Raw genomic sequence first — 17,021 nt, 5'->3', positions numbered from 1 at the left:
TAATGAAAGAAAAAATGCACTATATTTTTTAACGGCTCTCAGGATCGAATAGAGAAATCACCGTTAAATCCCCTGCGCTTTACGCTTTTGTTGCCTCGCAGCGCGCCAGGGACTAGCGGCATCCAGCCCTTGCGCTTGACAGGCTCAGGAAGCCTGATTCACCGTCCAAGCCGGCTGCCGGAACGAGTCGACGAGGAAGTCGATCAGGGACCGCAGCTTCAGGGGCAGGTGCTCGCGGGAGGTGTAGACCGCATAGATGCCGAGTTCGGCGGTCTGGTACTGCGGCAGCAGCTGTACCAGCAGGCCGTCCCTCAGCGGCTGATGCACCAGGAAGTCGGGTTGCAGGACGATGCCCTGGGCCTGCAGCGCGGCGGCGACGCAGGTGTCGCCGCTATTGGCATGCAGCCGCGGCCGGGTCATGACGGTCTCGATCTTTCCGGTCGGCAGCGTGAATTCCCATTCGTCTTTCGACGACCAGTAGGTGTAGGAAATAACGTTATGGTCGGCGATGTCCTGCGGGTGTTCCGGCGTGCCATGCCGTTCGAGGTAGGCAGGGGAAGCGCAGAGCACCATCGTGGTCGACGCCAGCCTGCGAGCGATATAGGTCGGGTGCGGGGCGCGTGAAATGCGAACGGCCAGGTCGAATCCGTCTTCCACTAGGTCAACGGTGTGGTCCGACAGCGTCACTTCCATGGAAATCTTCGGGTGCTGCTGCAGGAACTTCCCCCATAGCGGCGCGAGGTACGATATCCCGAAGGTGACCGGCGCACTGATGCGCAGGCGCCCCGAGGGCGTTCCCCGCCGCAGGCTGAGTTCGGACTCGGCTTCTTCCAGGCCATTGAGCAGGTCGGTGCAGCGCAGGTGGAATAGCTGGCCCTCGTCGGTCATGGAAAGCCTGCGCGTCGTCCTGTTGAGCAGCCTGATTCCCAGCCGGTGCTCCAGGTCGGCCACCTGGCGTGAGATCGCCGCCTTGGAGGTGCCGAGCGCCTCCGCCGCGCGGACGAAGCTGCCCTGGTCGACGACCGCGACGAACGCCTGCATTTCCTGGAACTTGTCCATTGTGTCGAAAAGTGAAACAAATAGTCTTGGTGAAGACTGTTTATCCCATCGCGCTCAACAAGTAAAGTGTTTCTATCGGCAATCGGCCGGGTTTCTATCGCAGGCAGGATGCCAGCGGAGAGCGCCGGATCAGCCAACACGCTTACATCAGGAGAACGGCCATGACACGCTTACCCGCCTTATTCATTTCCCACGGATCGCCGATGCTGGCGATCCAGGAAAGCCCCGCGCATCGATTCCTGCTGGAGCTGGGCAGGAGCCTGCCGAAGCCTAAGGCGATACTGGTGGCGTCGGCGCACTGGGAATCGGCGGGGAGGCCCGCATTGTCCTTCGCTTCCGAGCCCGAGACCATCCATGACTTCGGCGGCTTCCCGCGCGCCCTGTTCGACATCACGTATCCGGCGCCCGGCGCACCGGACCTTGCCGCCCGCGCCGCGGCCCTGCTGGAGCAAGAAGGCATCGCGGTCGCGAAAAGCGACAGCCGCGGGCTGGATCATGGCGCATGGGTGCCATTGCGCCTGATGTATCCGGACGCCGACATTCCAACCGCCCAGATCTCGGTGGTCCGTGGCGCGACGCCTGCGGAACACTGGCGTATCGGCCGCGCATTGAGCAGCCTTCGGGATGAAGGCGTTCTGGTGATCGGCTCCGGGTCGCTGACGCACAATCTTTCTGAGTTCCGCGGGCAGGGCATCGACGCCCCGGTTCCCGCCTGGGTCAGCGACTTCGGCCTGTGGATGAAGGAGCGGCTGCACGGTAATGACGAACAGGCATTGCTCGACTACAGGGAAGCGGCGCCGTTCGCCGTGCGCAACCACCCGACGGAAGAGCATCTCTTGCCCCTGTTCGTCGCAATGGGCGCCGGCGGCGATGGCACCGGCATCGAGCGGGTGCACGGCAGCTATGAGTACGGCGTGCTGGCCATGGACATCTATGCGTTCGGGTAGGGAAGCCATGCCGCATGGCTTGCGTGCATCGGGCGTTCATTCGCACCGGCCGTTATTCCGGCGCATCCGTGCATGGCGGTCCGGCCAGCTTCGCTGCGCATCGTGCCTGCCGCTGCCGCATTGGACAGGCGCCAGCAAACTGGCGAGGCATCGTGACGATTACCGGGCGCGACAATCCGTCTCTTCGCGCCAGGTGCTTATTCATTTCTGCAATGCGCGGACGCGGCCGACATGACGCTCGGACGCTTTCGCGCCGTCGGCAAACGTGTCGAAAATGACGTCACGCAGCCATTGGCTGGCCGGGTCCTTGTGGAACTTGGCATGCCAGAAGACATTGATATCGACTTCGGGAAGGGCAACCGGGTGCTTCGCATACTTGAGTCCGAAGGGGACGGCGCACTCCATTGCATAACGCTCGGGGACAGTCGCGATCAGGTTGCTGGTCGAGAGGATATGGCCTACCGCGACGAAGTGCGGCACCGTCAGCCGGATATTGCGCCTGATTCCCGCGCGTTCGATCGACTCTTCCACGATCGCATGCCCGGTACCGCCCGAAATCACGGTGACATGGTCGGCCTTCGCGAATTCTTCGGCGGTCAGGCCCGGCTTGTCCAGCTCGTGCCCCTTGCGGAACATGCATACATAACACTGCTTGAAAAGGCGGCGCTGGAAGTAGCCCGATTTGAGCTGGGGAAGCAGGCCGATCGCGAGATCGACGCGCCCGGCTTCGATCTCATCCTGCAGATTGGCCGTGGTATTGCGCACCGTGCTGATCGATACGCTGGAGGCGCGCAGCGCCAGCGCTTCCATCAGCTTCGGCAACAGGTGTATTTCGCCGATGTCGCTCATGCCCAGCGTGAATTTCCGGGTGCTGCTTGCCGGATCGAACCTGGCGACATCGTTCAGCGAGCTGTGTATCGTCCTCAGCGCATTGCCGATCGGTTCCGCCAACCGGCTTGCGTACGGCGTCGGCTCCATGCCGCGCGACGTGCGCAGGAACAGCTCGTCTCCCAGCAGCAGCCGCAAGCGCCTGAGGGCATTGCTCACGCCCGGCTGCGTCATTCCCAGCTTGTCCGCAACGACAGAGACGCGCCGCTCCAGCAGCAGGTGATGGAAGATCAGCAGCAGGTTCAAGTCGACATCGTTCAGTTCCATGACGGCAGCAATATTCCTGGGAGTGATGGGATACATTCACGAGATGCTATTTCCTTATATTAGATTAGTTTTTATCCTTATCCACATCGGAAATCGATGCGCCGGATAAGCGTTCCCCGCAAGGAGGTTCGCCGGGCAAGCCCGGCACGCATCTTGTCCGCGATGAACGAAGCTTCACGGCATAGATAATGAAAGCCTGCGGCGCCGGTAGAGCAGCCTGATACCGCGGCAGCCGGACAAGCGGCATCCAATTAAAAGAGGCAAAGGAGTGAGACCCATGCAGGCGCAAGCCATCCCGAAGGACGTTAGCGAACAGCGCCGGCAATACTACGAAGCGATCAGCCATCACAACCTGACGCCACTGTGGGAAGTGCTGGGCGCGCTCGTTCCACGGACGCCGACCAGCCCGGCGGCTCCCGCGCTGTGGCGGTATGCGGAAATCCGCGAACAGGTGCTGGAGGCCGGACGATTGATCTCGGCTGCCGAGGCGGAGCGCCGCGTGCTGATACTTGAAAACCCGGCATTGCGCGGCCAGTCCTCGATCACGCAGTCGCTGTACGCAGGGCTGCAGCTGATCCTGCCCGGCGAGGTCGCGCCGGCGCACCGGCACACCCAGTCGGCGCTGCGCATGGTGCTGGACGGCGAGGGCGCCTACACCGCCGTCGACGGCGAACGGACCACGATGCGGCGCGGCGACTTCATCATCACGCCTTCCTGGACCTGGCATGATCACGGCAACCTGGGCGACGAGCCGGTGATCTGGCTCGACGGGCTGGATATCCCGACGGTGCGCTTCCTGGACGCCGGCTTTGCCGAACATGGCGAACGCGCGTCCCAAGCCGCGGTCCGTCCGGAAGGCGATGCGCTCGCGCGCTACGGCAACAACATGCTGCCGGTCGACTATCACCAGGCATCCTGGGAGCCGACCAAGGTGTTCGTCTATCCCTACGCCAAGACCCGCGAGTCCCTGCTCGGGATCGCGCGGGGCGCGGCCGACGCCCACTTCGGACACAAATTGCGCTTCGTGAATCCGGCGACCGGCGCGTCGCCGATGCCGACCATCGGCGCGTTCGCCCAGCGGCTTGAAGCCGGCTTCGTTACGCGTCCCTATCGCAGCACGGACGGAACGGTGTACGTGTGCCTCGAAGGCGAGGGCGTCGTGGAGATCGGCGAAGCGCAGTATGACTTCACCGAAAACGATGTGTTCGTCGTGCCGTCGTGGAAAACGATGCGGCTGCGTGCAAGGCAGGACACGACGCTGTTCAGCTACTCGGATCGGCCTATCCAGCAGGCGCTGGGCCTGTGGCGCGAAGATAGAATCTAGCCGGGTGCCTCCAGGACATGCCCGACGGCGTGAACGCGGTCGAGCGCGGCGATGTGCGCAAGGGCGCAATCGCCGGCCTAGGAGAAATCACCGTTACAGTGGCATCCTGAACCCGCATTTGCGAGGAGACAAAACATGGACAACGCATCCACCGTATTTCCGCATAAGATACATTGGGAGTCCGACGGCACCAGCCGCATCCCGTTCATGGCCTACACCGGGGCCGACCAGCATCGCAAGGAGCTCGAACGCTTCTTCTACCGCAAGCACTGGTGCTACGTGGGCCTGGAAGCCGAGATCCCGAATCCGGGCGACTTCAAGCGCACGGTGGTCGGCGAGCGCTCGGTCATCATGGTGCGCGACGCCGACGGCGGCATCAACGTGGTCGAGAACGTGTGCGCCCACCGCGGCATGCAGTTCTGCCGCGAACGCCACGGCAACCGCAAGGACAGCGGCTTTACCTGCCCTTACCACCAGTGGAATTACTCGCTCCAGGGCGACCTGCAGGGCGTTCCGTTCCGGCGCGGCGTCAGGCAGGACGGCAAGGTCAACGGCGGCATGCCGGCCGATTTCAAGACCGCGGAGCACGGGCTGACCAGGCTGAGGGTCGCAGCGCGGGGCGGCGTGGTGTTCGCCTCGTTCGACCCGGACATCGAGTCGCTCGAGGACTTCATGGGACCGACCATCCTCGGCTATTTCGACCGCCTGTTCAACGGCCGCAAGCTGACGATACTCGGCTATAACCGCCAGCGCATTCCCGGCAACTGGAAGCTGATGCAGGAAAACATCAAGGATCCGTACCACCCGGGCTTATTGCACACTTGGTTCGTGACCTTTGGGCTCTGGCGCGCCGACAACAAGTCCGAACTGAAGATGGATGCGCACCATCGCCATGCCGCGATGATTTCCACGCGCGGCGCCAGCGGCAAGGCCGGGCAGGTCACGCAGGTGTCGAGCTTCAAGGAAAGCATGCAGCTCAACGACCCGCGCTTTCTCGACATCATGCCCGAACCCTGGTGGGGCGGGCCGACCGCGGTGATGATGACGCTGTTCCCCAGCGTGATCCTGCAGCAGCAGGTCAACAGCGTCTCGACCCGGCATATCCAGCCGAACGGCAACGGCTCGTTCGACTTCGTCTGGACGCATTTCGGCTTCGAGGACGACACCGGGGAAATGACGCAGCGCCGGCTGCGCCAGGCAAACCTGTTCGGGCCGGCGGGCTTCGTCTCGGCCGATGACGGCGAGGTGATCGAGCTGTCGCAGAAGGGTTTCGAGCAGAAGCCTTACCACCGCACGCTCGCGGAACTGGGCGGGCGCGAGGTGGGCGACACCGACCACATGGTGACCGAGACGCTGATCCGCGGCATGTACGAATACTGGCGCCGCGAAATGGAGGACTGATCATGGATTTCCAGGACTATTTCGAGCTCACGCAGCTCTACGCCGACTATGCGAGCGCCGTCAGTTCCGGGCAGTGGGAACTGTGGCCGGAGTTCTTCACCGAGGAATGCAGCTACCGGCTGCAGCCGCGGGAAAACTACGACCGCGGTTTCCCGCTGGCGACCCTGTCCTTCGAGAGCAAGGGCATGCTGAAGGACCGTGTCTACGGCATCCGCGAGACGCTGTTCCACGACCCGTATTACCAGCGGCATGTCGTCGGCGCGCCGGTGGTGCGCAAGGCCGAGGGCGAGCGCTTCGAATGCGAGGCGAACTACGCGGTGTTCCGCACCAAGCTCTCCGAGCTGTCCTCGGTATTCAACGTCGGTCGCTATATCGATGTCGTGGTGCGCACGCCCGAGGGACTGAAGTTCAGCTCGCGTCAGGTCATCTACGACAGCGAAATGATCCCCAACTCCATCATCTACCCGATCTGAGGCCGCCATGGACAAGCAGCAATGGACAGACGCAAGCGCCGTGGACGAGGTGCCGGAAGACGACGTGATCGGCATCGTCGTCGGCGGCCGCGACATCGCGCTCTACAACGCCGGCGGCGAGTTCTACGCCACCGACAACATCTGCACCCATGGCCACGCCAGGCTGTGCGAAGGCTTCCTGGAAGGGCATGAGATCGAATGCCCGCTGCACCAGGGCAGGTTCGACATCCGTACCGGGGCGCCGCTGTGCGCGCCGGTGACGGAAGCGATCCGGAGCTACCCGATCAGGATAGAAGGCGGACGGGTCTTCCTCGCGCTCGACTGATCCGCTGACACCATAACGACAGACCGCAGCTGGCCTTGGCGCTTCGCGCCGGGGCCGGCGCGGTCACGCCTGTCCGCAGGCGAATAAATCGATTCGAAGGCAGTCAGGCCGGCTCGGCATTGGGAGCGAATGCGACGTTGATGTCCTTTTCAACCGTGCACGGGGAAAGATTCCTGCCGCCGTGATCGCCATCGCCATCAGTATGTCTTTCGCGGCGTATGGCGATATTCCTGCTTTCTTCAATCGTTTCACCCAGCGGCGCGCTTTCTTTGGGCGAAACATCAATTCGAGAAACGACTGGTCTCTGGCGGCTTGTTTGAATTATCCCCAGATGGAATCGCGAAATCCTTTATTCGAACGTCTACCGAATCTCGGCAGCAGCTTAAAAAACGCGCTGAAGCCTGCTTCACCGGAAGCGGCGTATGCAAGAATTGGGGCCGACACCGGAAATCCTAAAAACCGCGCCGGTTCGTTATCGCCTGAACAGAGGAATGACCTTTATGTATGTGCCCGCCCATTTCGACGTGACCAGCACCGAGGTGCTGCATGAGCTCATCCGCCAGCATCCGTTCGGCCTGCTGGTCACGCATGGCGCGGGCGGGCTGGACGCCAACCATATCCCGTTCGAACTGCATGCGGCGGAGGGAGAGTTGGGCATGCTGCGCGCCCATGTCGCGCGCGCCAACCCGGTGTGGCAGGATGTCGCGGACGGCGACGAGGTGATGGTGGTCTTCCGGGCGGCCGATGCGTATGTCTCGCCGAACTGGTATCCGAGCAAGCATGTGGATCACATGCAGGTGCCGACCTGGAATTACATGGTGGCACATGCGCACGGTCGCATCGCGATCCGGGACGATGAACGGTTCGTGCGTGGCGTCGTCGGGCGGCTGACGCGCACCCATGAAGCCACGCAGCCCGAGCCATGGAAAATGGCGGACAGCCCCAGGGAATTTATCGATGCGAAACTGAAGGCGATCGTCGGGCTGGAAATCGGGATCACGCGGCTGGTCGGCAAGGCGAAGCTCAGCCAGAACCGGGATGTGGCCGATATCGTCGGCGCGGGCGAAGCGCTGGTGGCGCAGGGCGATACCGCGTTGGGCGAAGCGATGTTAAGGCATGCGGGGAAGTCGGATTAATGCGTTCGCCGCCGGCGCACTCAACGGAGTGGCGACAGCCATGCGCCGGAAACCGCGTCGCGGTCTCCGGCAGTCGCCGCGTGCTTACCGCAGTCCGGCAAACTGTTCGCCGCCGAAGTTCTGGAGCAGCTGGTTGGTCGTGTGCGAGGTGACGTCCACTTGCGTGACAGGCGCGATCACGGCCGACGGGCTGGCGAAGCCGCCGCTCTTCGCATAGTTGACGTTGCCGACGTTGTAGTTGCTGCCGCCGCGAACGGCCGACATTTCTGCTGCGCCGAGTTGCTTGGTGACGGCGAGGTCCTTGATCATCAGTGCTTTCATGGTAGTTCTCCTAAGTGAAGTGGTTTGGGTTGGTTGGCGAGCTTTCGTTGGGCTCGCAGCACATATCGCATCAACCGTGCCAGCCCGCGAATCAGCTGAAAACCGGCCGAAACGCTGCCGGACGGATAACATTTCCATGGTTTCGATAGCAGGCCGGCAAGCTTGCGGCGGGCGGCGTGTTGGATGCGATCGGACACAATCCTGCCAACTGTCTGCTGCCGGCATCGCGCCGGGGCAACGCGCTCGCAACCGCGGCCCTGGGCGGCGTTTCAGCAGCTGTATTGCAGCATCACGGAACGCGCTGGCATCGCCCATGCAGTGGCGGGAGAAATGCCGCACGGCCCCGTCCATCGCCATTCAAAGCCGAATAGATCAAGGCAATCCCGGGCAATCCGTGCAAATTAGATCCATCGACGCGACCCGACGACGCATCGCCAGAAAAAGACACTATGGCCAGTCTTGCGCACGCGATACAGACATTCCAGAAGGGCGACCTGTCGCGCAATGAGTTCCTTGCGCAGGTCGACCGCGCGCTAGCCAGCGAACGCGGCAACTGGCAGCGGCTCAAGGAGCTGCTGGGCGAGGAGGACACGCGCGGGCTGCTGCCGCCGGACGTCTATGCCGAGCTGCAGCGGCGGGTCGAGCATCCGCCGCCGGAACCGCCGCCGGAGGCGGAGAACGCGGGCAATGGCGACAATGCCGAGACCCGCCTGCGGACCACGTCGGCGGTCCCGCCGCCGCGCGCCGCGTCCGGCACGCGCGGTCCGATCCAGGATGACGACCCGGACCGGATGAAGGCGGTCGGCGACACGCTCAACGGCCGCTTCGTGCTGGAGGAATGCATCGGCTTCGGCGGCATGGGAACGGTGTACCGGGCGCTCGACCTGCGCAAGCTCGAAGCCTCCGACCGCAAGCCGTATATCGCGATCAAGGTGCTCAATGTCCAGTTCCGCGGGCACCCGAAGTCGCTGATCACGCTGCAGCGCGAGGCCAAGAAAGCGCAGGCGCTGGCGCACCCGAACATCGTGACGGTCTATGACTTCGACCGAGACGGCTCGGTCGTCTACCTGACGATGGAATACCTGGTCGGGCGGCCGCTGAGCCAGATACTGCGCGCGCCCGGATTCAACGGCATGCCGTATGCGGACGTGCTGCGCATCGTCGGCGGCATCAGCCGCGCGCTCGGCTATGCGCACCAGCAGGGATTCGTCCACTGCGACCTGAAGCCCGGCAACATCTTCCTGACCGACCGGGGCGAGGTCAAGGTCATCGACTTCGGCATCGCCCGCGCCTTCCACAAGCCGGAAGACGATGTCGAGGCCACGGTGTTCGACCCCGGCAGCCTGGGCGGGCTGACGCCGGCCTACGCCAGCCCCGAGATGGTCGAGCACCGGGAGCCGGACCCGCGCGACGACATCTACGGGCTGGCCTGCATCACCTGGGAAATGCTGACGGGCCGGCATCCGTTCAACCGGCTGTCGGGCGCGGAAGCGCGCGCGGCGGGCATGAAGCTGGAGCGCCCGCGCCAGCTGGGCTACCGGCAGTGGCGCGCGCTGAAAGCGGCGCTGTCCTTCGACCGGGCCGCCCGCACGCCCAGCATCGACGCCTTCATGCAGGGGCTGCGCGGCGAAAGGCCGATGCGGGAAACGATGCTGCTGGCCGCCGGCGGGATGGCGGCATTGCTGCTCGTGGTTGCCGGGGCGGGCTATTACCTCGAATTCCGCAACGGGCCGCGCGGCAGCGGCGAGCAGGCGGCGTCCGAGCCTGCGCCGGCCGTCACCCCCGCGCCCGCCGTGCCTGCGCCGCCGCCCGCGCCTGTCCTCACGCTGTCCGCCGTGGAGTCGGCGCTGGCCGGGCTGCCCTGCACGGCGCTGGTCCCCACGGTGCGCGGCGACGCATTGGGCCTGCAGGGCTACCTGGCCGACAGCATCGGCCCGGCCCGCCTGCGAGAAAAGCTTGCCGCGGTGCCGGGCCTGAAGAACCTGGAGCTGCAGACCGAGGCGGTGGCCGAGGACAAGTGCGGCCTGCTCAATGTGCTGGGGCCGTACTGGCTCGCCAGCCGCAAGGCCGGCCGGCCCGCGACCCTCAGCGCGAAAGCGGCCAATGCGCAGCTGGTGGAGGGCGAGCCGCTGGTGGTGAACATCACCACGCCGCCGTTCGATGCATTCGTCACGCTCGACTATTTCGTGCTCGACGGCAGCGTGCTGCACATGGTGCCCGGCCCGCGCGCGCGCGCCAACCAGGCGCCGGCAAACTATTCGGCGACCATCGGCGGCCTGGGCAACTGGATCATCGCCCGGCCCTTCGGCACCGAGATGATCGCACTGGTGGTGACGCCTGCGCCATTGTTCGATGCGGCGCGGCAGGAGACCGAGCCGAAAACCGCCTACCTGAAGGCGATGGAGCAGCGGCTGTCGCAGCTGGCCGCGAAGCATGGCCGGGAAAAGATCGCGGTGGACCTGCTGCAGGTGACGACCAGGGCGCGCTGAGCCTTGCGCCGCACTGCGCTGGCCAAAGAGCATGACGCGAGAGGCTGGTGTCGGGAAGCATGGCCCGCTGCCGCAGGCCGATGCGTTCGCCGCCTTACTTCATGTCCCGCGCGACCCGGAAGCCGTTCTGCGAATGCCTGACGCTGGCGTCGTACTTGAAGCGGGTGGTGGCCGGCATGTAGCTGGCGCCGTCGCGCCAGGAGCCGCCGCGGATCACATGGACGCGGCAGAACTGCTCGCTCCATGCGCGGGCGTCGGCCGGCGCGTTCTTGTACGACGAATGCCAGCAGTCCTCGACCCATTCCCAGACGCTGCCGCTCATGTCGTGCAGGCCATAGGCATTGGCGGCGAAGGAGGCGACCGGCGCGGGGCCGTCGGCCTGCCACGGCTCGCCGCAGTCCTTGCAGTTGGCGCTGCCGCGGCGCATGTCGTCGCCCCACCAGTAGCGGCTCGACGTGCCGCCGCGGGCCGCGAATTCCCATTCGGCCTCGGTCGGCAGCCGGTATGGCTTGCCGCTGACCTTGGTCAGCCACTTGACGTACAGCTGGGCGTCGTCCCAGCTGATGTCCCGCGCCGGCGTGTTGGGCGCGCGCGGCGCGTCGGTGACCTTCGGGCAGGCGCCGGCGTCGACGCAGGCATTCCATTGCTCGACCGTGACCTCGGTGCGGCCGATGGCGAATGGCGCATCGACCGTCACCCGGTGCGGCGGCTTCTCGCTGGGGTCGCTGGTGTTGCTGCCCATGGTGAACGCGCCCGGGGCGATCACGGCGAGCACCGGGCAGGCCGGGCAGTCGCGTATGTCGGAGCCGGCCTTCTGCATCTGCGAAGGCGCGCTGGCGGTGCGCGGCGCTTCGGCCGGCGCTGCGGGCGCTGCCGGCGTCGCCACGGGCGGCGCGTCCGCCGGCCGCCTGGCTGCCGGCGCGCGGGGTTTCTCGGGAGCGGGCGCCGGGGCCGGCGCCGCTTTCGGCGTCTCGGCCTTGGGCGTCGACGCCTTCAGCCGCTCGATGCGGGCGCGCGCCAGCGCGGCGAAGCGGCCATGCGGATAGGCCTGCAGGTAGGCTTCGTAGTCGCCGGCGTGGCTGCTGTCCTTGACCGAGTCCCAGAAGGTCAGCTCGACCTGCTCGGCGCTGTCCTTGGGCAGCACGCCGCGCGGGTGCTCGATGCCTGCCGCGGCCGTCATTGCCTGGACTGGATCCGCCGCAGCCGGGCCGCTGTCCTGCCGCTCCTGTCCCTCATGCCGCGCCTGCCAATGCCGGTTGCGGCCATGCGCTGCGCGGACGGCGGGATCGGCAAGGGCCGTGGCCAGCCCGGTGTCGCGGTCGGCCATTGCCTGGAGCAGCGCGCCGGTCCATGCGCCGTGGCCCGCGCGGTCGAAGGCGACGCCGCCCGCGCCGGTCGCCTGGACGAGCAGCACGCCCGCGGCCGATGGCAGGTCGGCCGTCGCTGCGCCGAACGGATTGTCGCGGCAGGCGTCGAGCAGCACCAGGTTGGGCGCGCCATCCGTAGTCGAGCCTGCCATCGCCAGCAGCTGTTTCACGTCGACCGCGCGGGTCATCAGTGTCGCCGGCCGGGACAGGCTCGCGTCGACGCCGAGCAGCCGCGCGCTGTCGCCGGCCTGCAGTCCATGGCCGGCGAAATAGAACACATTGCCGCCGCCCGGACGCATCCGGGCGCGCCACGACTGCAGCGCCTGCAGCATGCCGTCGCGGGTCAGGTTTTCATGGAGCATGACGCGGTAGCCGCGCCGGCCGAGCGCGTCGGCCATGGCGCGGGCGTCATTGGCGGCCGAGGCCAGCGGCTGGCCGGGGTAGCCGGCATTGCCTACCACCAGCGCCGCCGGCTGCGCCTGCGGCCGGTCCGCATAGGCCGGCATGCAGAGCGCGCAGCACGCGCCCGCAATCAGAATCAGAAGTCGTCGCCACACAGGCCCTCCTTGCCATTCCCTTAACGACCTTGGCCCAGCGCGGGCCGCGTGTCCAGCGTTTATCGCGCAGACTTTGCTTTATCTCAGGTTATGCAGCGTATCGGCGAGTACCTTGGAATGCAGTTCCCGTCGCTGACGGCGAGCGCGGAGGAGGATCAACATGCGCTACCCACTGCTGCTTGCTTCGCTGGCCCTGGCCCTGACGCTTTCACTGTCTGGGCAGGCGGAAGCCCAGCGCACGCCTGCTCCCGAGAATGCCGTGGTGTACATCGTCTGGCCGCCGGACGGCGCGGTGATCAACGGCGGACGCTTCTGGCTGCGCATGGGCCTGCGCAACATGGGCGTGGCGCCCAAGGGCGTGAAGATGGCCAACGTCGGCCATCATCATGTGCTGATCGACACCGATCTGCCGGAAATGGACCAGCAGATCCCGAACGACCGCAATCACGTGCACTTCGGCGCCGGGGAAACCGAGGCCAGGCTGGAGCTGCCGCCGGGCAAGCACACGCTGCAGCTGCTGCTGGGCGACGACAACCACATCCCGCACCAGCCGCCTGTGTATTCGAGCAAGATCACGGTCACCGTGCGCTGACGCGGCTGTCGGCGGCTGGCGGCCGGGAAACGAGGCGCACCCTGGAGGAGCACCCTATGCAAAGACGTTCGTTCCTTGTGGCGGCCGCATCGTTGCTGGCCGCCGCCCGCGCCGGCGCAGGCGAGACGCCGTCGGCGCCCGGCACCTGGCTCTATATCGGCTATCCGCAGGACGGCGCGGTGGTCACCGCCAACAAGCCGTTCCGGGTCTGGTTCGGCCTGCGCAACATGGGCGTCGCGCCCAAGGGCGTGAAGTACCCGAACACCGGGCACCATCACCTGCTGATCGACGCGCCGCTGCCGCCGGAGGACCAGGAGATCCCGAGCGACCGCAACCACCTGCACTTCGGCGCCGGCGAGACCGAGACCATGATCGAGCTGCCGCCCGGGCGGCACACGCTGCAGCTGCTGATGGGCGACGACCGGCATGTGCCGCACAAGCCGCCGGTGCATTCGAAGATGATCACGGTGACGGCGAAGTAGCGCCGGGAGGACGGGACGATGGCGCATGGCTACACCGCGCAGACGCCGGCCCAGTCCGCGCCGGCTGGCGTCAGCGCCTATCTGGAACTGGCGGGCGCCGGCGACGAGAAGGCCCAGGTGTTCCCGCTGCTCGACGAGGCCGTGATCGGGCGCGGCCCGCAGGACTCGCTGGCGCTGGACCGCTTCATCCGCATTCCCAACCACACGGTGAGCCGGCGCCATGCGCGCATCCGGCGCCGCGGCGACGGCTACTTCGTCGAGGACCTGCATTCGTTCAACGGCACCTTCGTGCTCGGCGTGCGGCTGGAGCCGGGCGTCTGGCATCCGCTGCGCGACGGCGACGAGCTGTCGATCGCCGCGATCCCGCTGGTGTTCCATTCGCTGGTGACGCCGGCGGCGGCCAGCACGCCGACCATCATCACCCGCTCGGTCGCGGCCGCCGACCTGACGCGGTTTGCGCCGCCCGGCGACGACGCCGGCGTCGACATGGCGCGCACGGTGCTGAAGCTGCGGGCGATGGCGCAGGTCGGCATTGCGCTGGGCGCGGTGACGGACCGCGCGACGCTGACCGAAAAGATCATGAACTTCATCTTCCAGCTGTTCCCGCTGGCGGAACGGGCGTTCATCCTGCTGCAGAAGAAGGAAGGCGAGGCGCCGGTGCCGGTCGGGGCGCGCTGGCGCGACGGCACCGTGCTCGACCCGGCGAAGGTCGTGATGTCGCGCACCATCCTCGCCGAAGTGGTCGGCAGGAAGCACTCGGTGCTGTCGGTCGACACGCTGTCCGACCGCCATTTCGGCGCGCAGGAATCCATCGTCTCGCAGGCGATCCGCAGCGTGATGTGCGTGCCGCTGCTGCTGGAAGGCGAATGCCTGGGGCTGATACAGGTCGACACCTCGTCCGACCCGTATGCCTTCCGCGAGCAGGACCTGGAGATGCTGACCGGCGTCTGCGCCGAGGCCGCGGTCGCGCTGAAAAACTTCCAGCTCTACTCCGACATCGAAGGCCTGCTCGACGGTTTCGTGCGGGCCTCGGTGCAGGCCATCGAGGAACGCGACCCGGTCACCGCCGGCCATTCATTCCGGGTCGCCGGCTATGCGGAGCGGCTGGCCGAGGCGGTGGGCCGCAGCGGCGCCCTGCCGCCGGAACGCCGCTTCTCGCGCGAGCAGATGCGGGAGATCCGCTATGCGGCGCTGCTGCACGACTTCGGCAAGGTTGGCGTGCGGGAACACGTGCTGCGCAAGGAAAAGAAGCTGCACCGCGCCGAGATGCACGCGGTTGAGCAGCGCTTCCTGCACGTGCGCGCCTGCCTGGAGCGGGAAGCCTGGCGCGGCCTGGTCGAGCAGCATGCGGCGCACGGGCTGCCGCCCGACGACTTCCGCCAGCGCCAGCGCGACATCGGGCAGGCGCTGCGTCTGGAGTTCGACCGGCTCGACCGCTTCCTCGCGACCATACGCAGCGCCAACGAGCCGGCGATCAGCAAGAGCGAGGTCGCGCCCGAACTCGGCGACGCGATGGCATGGTGCTGCCCGCAGCCGGACGGCCCGCCGCTGAAGCTGCTGACCGAGGACGAGCATGCGGCGCTGGGCGTGATGCGCGGCTGCCTTACGCCGGACGAACGGCGGCAGATCGAGGCGCACGTGGCCGACTCGTATTCCTTCCTGATCCTGATCCCGTGGACGCGGGACCTGGCCGGGGTGCCGTCGATCGCGCATGGCCATCACGAGAAGCTGGATGGCTCCGGCTACCCGATGGGCCTGCGCGCGCCGCAGATCAGCCCGCAGACCCGCATCCTCACCATCTGCGACATCTACGACGCGCTGACCGCCGGCGACCGGCCGTACAAGAAGGCGATGCCGCCGGACCGGGCGCTCGACCTGATCGCGATGGAATGCCGCGCCGGCCACCTCGACGGGCAGCTGTTCGACGTGTTCGTCCAATCCCGCGCGTGGGAGCCGTTATGAAGCCGCTGACAAGGAATGGGTTGCATGGTTTGAATCGTCCGGGCGCCGCTGTCCCGCTGGCCCTGGCGGCGGCGCTGCTGTGCGGCTGCGCCGATGTCAGCATGCCGGCCTACCGCCGGCCCGACGCGCCGCAGAAGGCGGCGTTCTCGCAGAAGGAGGCGGCGCCGGTGTCAGCCTCGGAAACCATCGCGCCCGACTGGTGGAAGGGCTTCCGCGACCCGTATCTCGACGGCCTGGTGGCGCGGGCCATCCAGGGCAATATCGACATCCGCATCCTGGCCGCCCGCATACGCGTGGCCGACGCGCAGATCGGCGAGGCCCGCGCCGGCGCGCTGCCCACGCTGGACGCCGGCGCGGGCGCGACCTTCGAGAAGGTGACCGGGCAGAAATTCAGCAAGCAGTTCAATGTCGGCACCCAGGTCAACTGGGACATCGACATCTGGGGCAAGGTGGAAAAGGGCGTCGAGGCGCAGAAGGCTGAGTTCCGGGCGTCGGAAGCCGACTGGCGGGCCGGCTACCTGAGCATGGTGGCGGACGTGTCGAGCGCGTATTTCCAGATCCTGCAGCTCGACGAACAGTCGCTGCGCCAGCAGCAGGCGCTGGCGCGCGGCCGCCAGATCCTGTCGACCTACGAGGCGATGCATGCGAACGGGCTGCTGCCCAACACCCGTGTGCTGCAGCAGCGCGCCGAAGTCAACCGGCTTTCCAGCGACCTGCTGGAACTGCGCCGCGCGCGCGACCTTGCCGGCAATGCGCTGGCCACGCTGCTCGGCGTGCCGGCCGGCGAATTCACCGTGCCGCCCGGCCGGCTGCAGCAGACCGTGCAGCTGCCGCCGGTGCCGGCCGGGCTGCCGGCGCAGCTGCTTGAGCGCCGGCCCGACATCGTCGCGGCCGAATTCCGCGTGCTCGAAGCCTACGACCTGGTGGGCCAGGCCAAGCTGGCGCAGCTGCCGTCGATCAGCCTCACCGGCCGCGGCGGCAGCGCCAGCTTCGCGCTGACCGACCTGCTCAAGAGCTTCACCGTGGGCCTGCTGCCCAGCATCAACCTGCCCATGTTCGACCCCAGCGTCAAGGCCCGCATCAAGACCAGCCAGGCGCAGACCGAAGTGGCGGAGCAGCAGTACCGGCGCACGGTGATCGGCGCCTTCGAGGAAGTGGAGAACGCGCTGGTCAACCTCGACGCGCACCGCAAGCAGCGGGTCGAGCTGGAGCAGCAGGTCGCGCAGCTGGAGACGGTGGCGCAGCAGTTTGCCGGCCAGCTGCGCGAAGGCGTGGTGTCGCAGCTCGACGTGTTCGAGTCCGAGCGCTCGCTGCTGTCGGCGCAGCTGGCATTGCTGGCGAACCACCAGCAGCTGCTGTCGGACACGGTCACGCTGTACAAGGCGATGGGCGGCGGCTGGCCGTCCGTCATCGTCGGCGCCGAGCGCTGAG

General features: G+C 66.4%; 16 protein-coding genes. 12 read left to right on the top strand and 4 right to left on the bottom strand.

All coding sequences use genetic code 11. The annotated features are described in order from the left end of the window. Positions 1-144 precede the first annotated feature (144 nt). The gene (locus tag QOL82_RS12470; protein ID WP_283442598.1) at positions 145-1,059 is read right to left on the bottom strand and encodes a LysR family transcriptional regulator; all 915 of its coding nucleotides are present in this window, start codon (positions 1,057-1,059) and stop codon (positions 145-147) included. Positions 1,060-1,220: 161 nt separating this feature from the next. On the opposite strand from QOL82_RS12470, the gene QOL82_RS12465 reads away from it, so the two are divergent. Continuing rightward, positions 1,221-2,006: a dioxygenase family protein gene (locus QOL82_RS12465; RefSeq protein WP_283442597.1), complete on the top strand. Its 786-nt coding sequence runs from the start codon at positions 1,221-1,223 to the stop codon at positions 2,004-2,006. 201 nt (positions 2,007-2,207) lie between these two features. Here QOL82_RS12465 and QOL82_RS12460 read toward each other — a convergent pair whose 3' ends face one another. Beyond that, positions 2,208-3,161: a LysR family transcriptional regulator gene (locus QOL82_RS12460; RefSeq protein WP_283442677.1), complete on the bottom strand. Its 954-nt coding sequence runs from the start codon at positions 3,159-3,161 to the stop codon at positions 2,208-2,210. Positions 3,162-3,438: 277 nt separating this feature from the next. Between QOL82_RS12460 and gtdA the strand changes: the two genes are divergently transcribed. The 6 genes from gtdA (at position 3,439) to QOL82_RS12430 (ending at position 7,820) form a co-directional block, all read left to right on the top strand. Beyond that, positions 3,439-4,485 (top strand): gentisate 1,2-dioxygenase, encoded by a 1,047-nt coding sequence (gtdA, locus tag QOL82_RS12455; RefSeq protein ID WP_283442596.1) that lies wholly within the window; start codon positions 3,439-3,441, stop codon positions 4,483-4,485. Positions 4,486-4,620: 135 nt separating this feature from the next. Then, a complete protein-coding gene (locus QOL82_RS12450) occupies positions 4,621-5,886 on the top strand; it encodes an aromatic ring-hydroxylating dioxygenase subunit alpha (RefSeq protein WP_283442595.1) in 1,266 nt (421 codons plus the stop codon). A 2-nt stretch (positions 5,887-5,888) separates the two neighbouring features. Further along, a complete protein-coding gene (locus QOL82_RS12445) occupies positions 5,889-6,359 on the top strand; it encodes an aromatic-ring-hydroxylating dioxygenase subunit beta (protein WP_283442594.1) in 471 nt (156 codons plus the stop codon). Positions 6,360-6,366: 7 nt separating this feature from the next. Further along, positions 6,367-6,684: a non-heme iron oxygenase ferredoxin subunit gene (locus QOL82_RS12440; protein WP_283442593.1), complete on the top strand. Its 318-nt coding sequence runs from the start codon at positions 6,367-6,369 to the stop codon at positions 6,682-6,684. Positions 6,685-6,865: 181 nt separating this feature from the next. After that, positions 6,866-7,234, top strand: coding sequence for a hypothetical protein (locus QOL82_RS12435; protein ID WP_283442592.1), 369 nt, complete (start codon positions 6,866-6,868; stop codon positions 7,232-7,234). Continuing rightward, the gene (locus QOL82_RS12430; protein WP_283442591.1) at positions 7,185-7,820 is read left to right on the top strand and encodes an FMN-binding negative transcriptional regulator; all 636 of its coding nucleotides are present in this window, start codon (positions 7,185-7,187) and stop codon (positions 7,818-7,820) included. Before QOL82_RS12435 ends, QOL82_RS12430 begins: the two co-directional genes overlap by 50 nt. 84 nt (positions 7,821-7,904) lie before the next feature. Here the strand turns inward: QOL82_RS12430 and QOL82_RS12425 are convergent, their stop codons facing one another. Then, positions 7,905-8,141 carry a hypothetical protein gene (locus QOL82_RS12425; RefSeq protein WP_283442590.1) on the bottom strand — a complete coding sequence of 79 codons (237 nt, stop codon included), beginning with the start codon at positions 8,139-8,141 and terminating at the stop codon, positions 7,905-7,907. A 449-nt stretch (positions 8,142-8,590) separates the two neighbouring features. On the opposite strand from QOL82_RS12425, the gene QOL82_RS12420 reads away from it, so the two are divergent. Next, a complete protein-coding gene (locus QOL82_RS12420; protein WP_283442589.1) occupies positions 8,591-10,630 on the top strand; it encodes a serine/threonine-protein kinase in 2,040 nt (679 codons plus the stop codon). 94 nt (positions 10,631-10,724) lie between these two features. Here the strand turns inward: QOL82_RS12420 and QOL82_RS12415 are convergent, their stop codons facing one another. Continuing rightward, a complete protein-coding gene (locus tag QOL82_RS12415; RefSeq protein ID WP_283442588.1) occupies positions 10,725-12,554 on the bottom strand; it encodes an SUMF1/EgtB/PvdO family nonheme iron enzyme in 1,830 nt (609 codons plus the stop codon). 160 nt (positions 12,555-12,714) lie between these two features. On the opposite strand from QOL82_RS12415, the gene QOL82_RS12410 reads away from it, so the two are divergent. From QOL82_RS12410 to QOL82_RS12395, 4 genes are read left to right on the top strand one after another with little or no spacing between them, the layout of a single operon-like run. Further along, on the top strand, positions 12,715-13,146 hold the full coding sequence (locus QOL82_RS12410; RefSeq protein ID WP_283442587.1) for a DUF4399 domain-containing protein: 432 nt from the start codon (positions 12,715-12,717) through the stop codon (positions 13,144-13,146). A 56-nt stretch (positions 13,147-13,202) separates the two neighbouring features. Next, the gene (locus QOL82_RS12405) at positions 13,203-13,628 is read left to right on the top strand and encodes a DUF4399 domain-containing protein (protein ID WP_283442586.1); all 426 of its coding nucleotides are present in this window, start codon (positions 13,203-13,205) and stop codon (positions 13,626-13,628) included. An 18-nt stretch (positions 13,629-13,646) separates the two neighbouring features. Further along, the gene (locus QOL82_RS12400) at positions 13,647-15,590 is read left to right on the top strand and encodes an HD domain-containing phosphohydrolase (protein ID WP_283442585.1); all 1,944 of its coding nucleotides are present in this window, start codon (positions 13,647-13,649) and stop codon (positions 15,588-15,590) included. Next, positions 15,587-17,020 carry an efflux transporter outer membrane subunit gene (locus QOL82_RS12395; protein WP_283442584.1) on the top strand — a complete coding sequence of 478 codons (1,434 nt, stop codon included), beginning with the start codon at positions 15,587-15,589 and terminating at the stop codon, positions 17,018-17,020. Before QOL82_RS12400 ends, QOL82_RS12395 begins: the two co-directional genes overlap by 4 nt. Position 17,021 lies beyond the last annotated feature (1 nt).

It is taken from the genome of Noviherbaspirillum suwonense (assembly GCF_900182955.1).
GTDB lineage: Bacteria > Pseudomonadota > Gammaproteobacteria > Burkholderiales > Burkholderiaceae_D > Noviherbaspirillum_A > Noviherbaspirillum_A suwonense.
This window is presented reverse-complemented; position numbering and strand designations above follow the sequence as displayed.

Excerpts from the sequence above, each read along its gene's own strand:
- gtdA (WP_283442596.1), top strand. The coding sequence starts at position 3,439 with ATGCAGGCGCAAGCCATCCCGAAGGACGTTAGCGAACAGCGCCGGCAA.
- QOL82_RS12430 (WP_283442591.1), top strand. The coding sequence starts at position 7,185 with ATGTATGTGCCCGCCCATTTCGACGTGACCAGCACCGAGGTGCTGCAT.
- QOL82_RS12405 (WP_283442586.1), top strand. The coding sequence starts at position 13,203 with ATGCAAAGACGTTCGTTCCTTGTGGCGGCCGCATCGTTGCTGGCCGCC.
- QOL82_RS12465 (WP_283442597.1), top strand. The coding sequence starts at position 1,221 with ATGACACGCTTACCCGCCTTATTCATTTCCCACGGATCGCCGATGCTG.
- QOL82_RS12400 (WP_283442585.1), top strand. The coding sequence starts at position 13,647 with ATGGCGCATGGCTACACCGCGCAGACGCCGGCCCAGTCCGCGCCGGCT.
- QOL82_RS12450 (WP_283442595.1), top strand. The coding sequence starts at position 4,621 with ATGGACAACGCATCCACCGTATTTCCGCATAAGATACATTGGGAGTCC.
- QOL82_RS12440 (WP_283442593.1), top strand. The coding sequence starts at position 6,367 with ATGGACAAGCAGCAATGGACAGACGCAAGCGCCGTGGACGAGGTGCCG.
- QOL82_RS12460 (WP_283442677.1), bottom strand. The coding sequence starts at position 3,161 with ATGGAACTGAACGATGTCGACTTGAACCTGCTGCTGATCTTCCATCAC.
- QOL82_RS12395 (WP_283442584.1), top strand. The coding sequence starts at position 15,587 with ATGAAGCCGCTGACAAGGAATGGGTTGCATGGTTTGAATCGTCCGGGC.
- QOL82_RS12470 (WP_283442598.1), bottom strand. The coding sequence starts at position 1,059 with ATGGACAAGTTCCAGGAAATGCAGGCGTTCGTCGCGGTCGTCGACCAG.
- QOL82_RS12445 (WP_283442594.1), top strand. The coding sequence starts at position 5,889 with ATGGATTTCCAGGACTATTTCGAGCTCACGCAGCTCTACGCCGACTAT.
- QOL82_RS12410 (WP_283442587.1), top strand. The coding sequence starts at position 12,715 with ATGCGCTACCCACTGCTGCTTGCTTCGCTGGCCCTGGCCCTGACGCTT.
- QOL82_RS12425 (WP_283442590.1), bottom strand. The coding sequence starts at position 8,141 with ATGAAAGCACTGATGATCAAGGACCTCGCCGTCACCAAGCAACTCGGC.
- QOL82_RS12420 (WP_283442589.1), top strand. The coding sequence starts at position 8,591 with ATGGCCAGTCTTGCGCACGCGATACAGACATTCCAGAAGGGCGACCTG.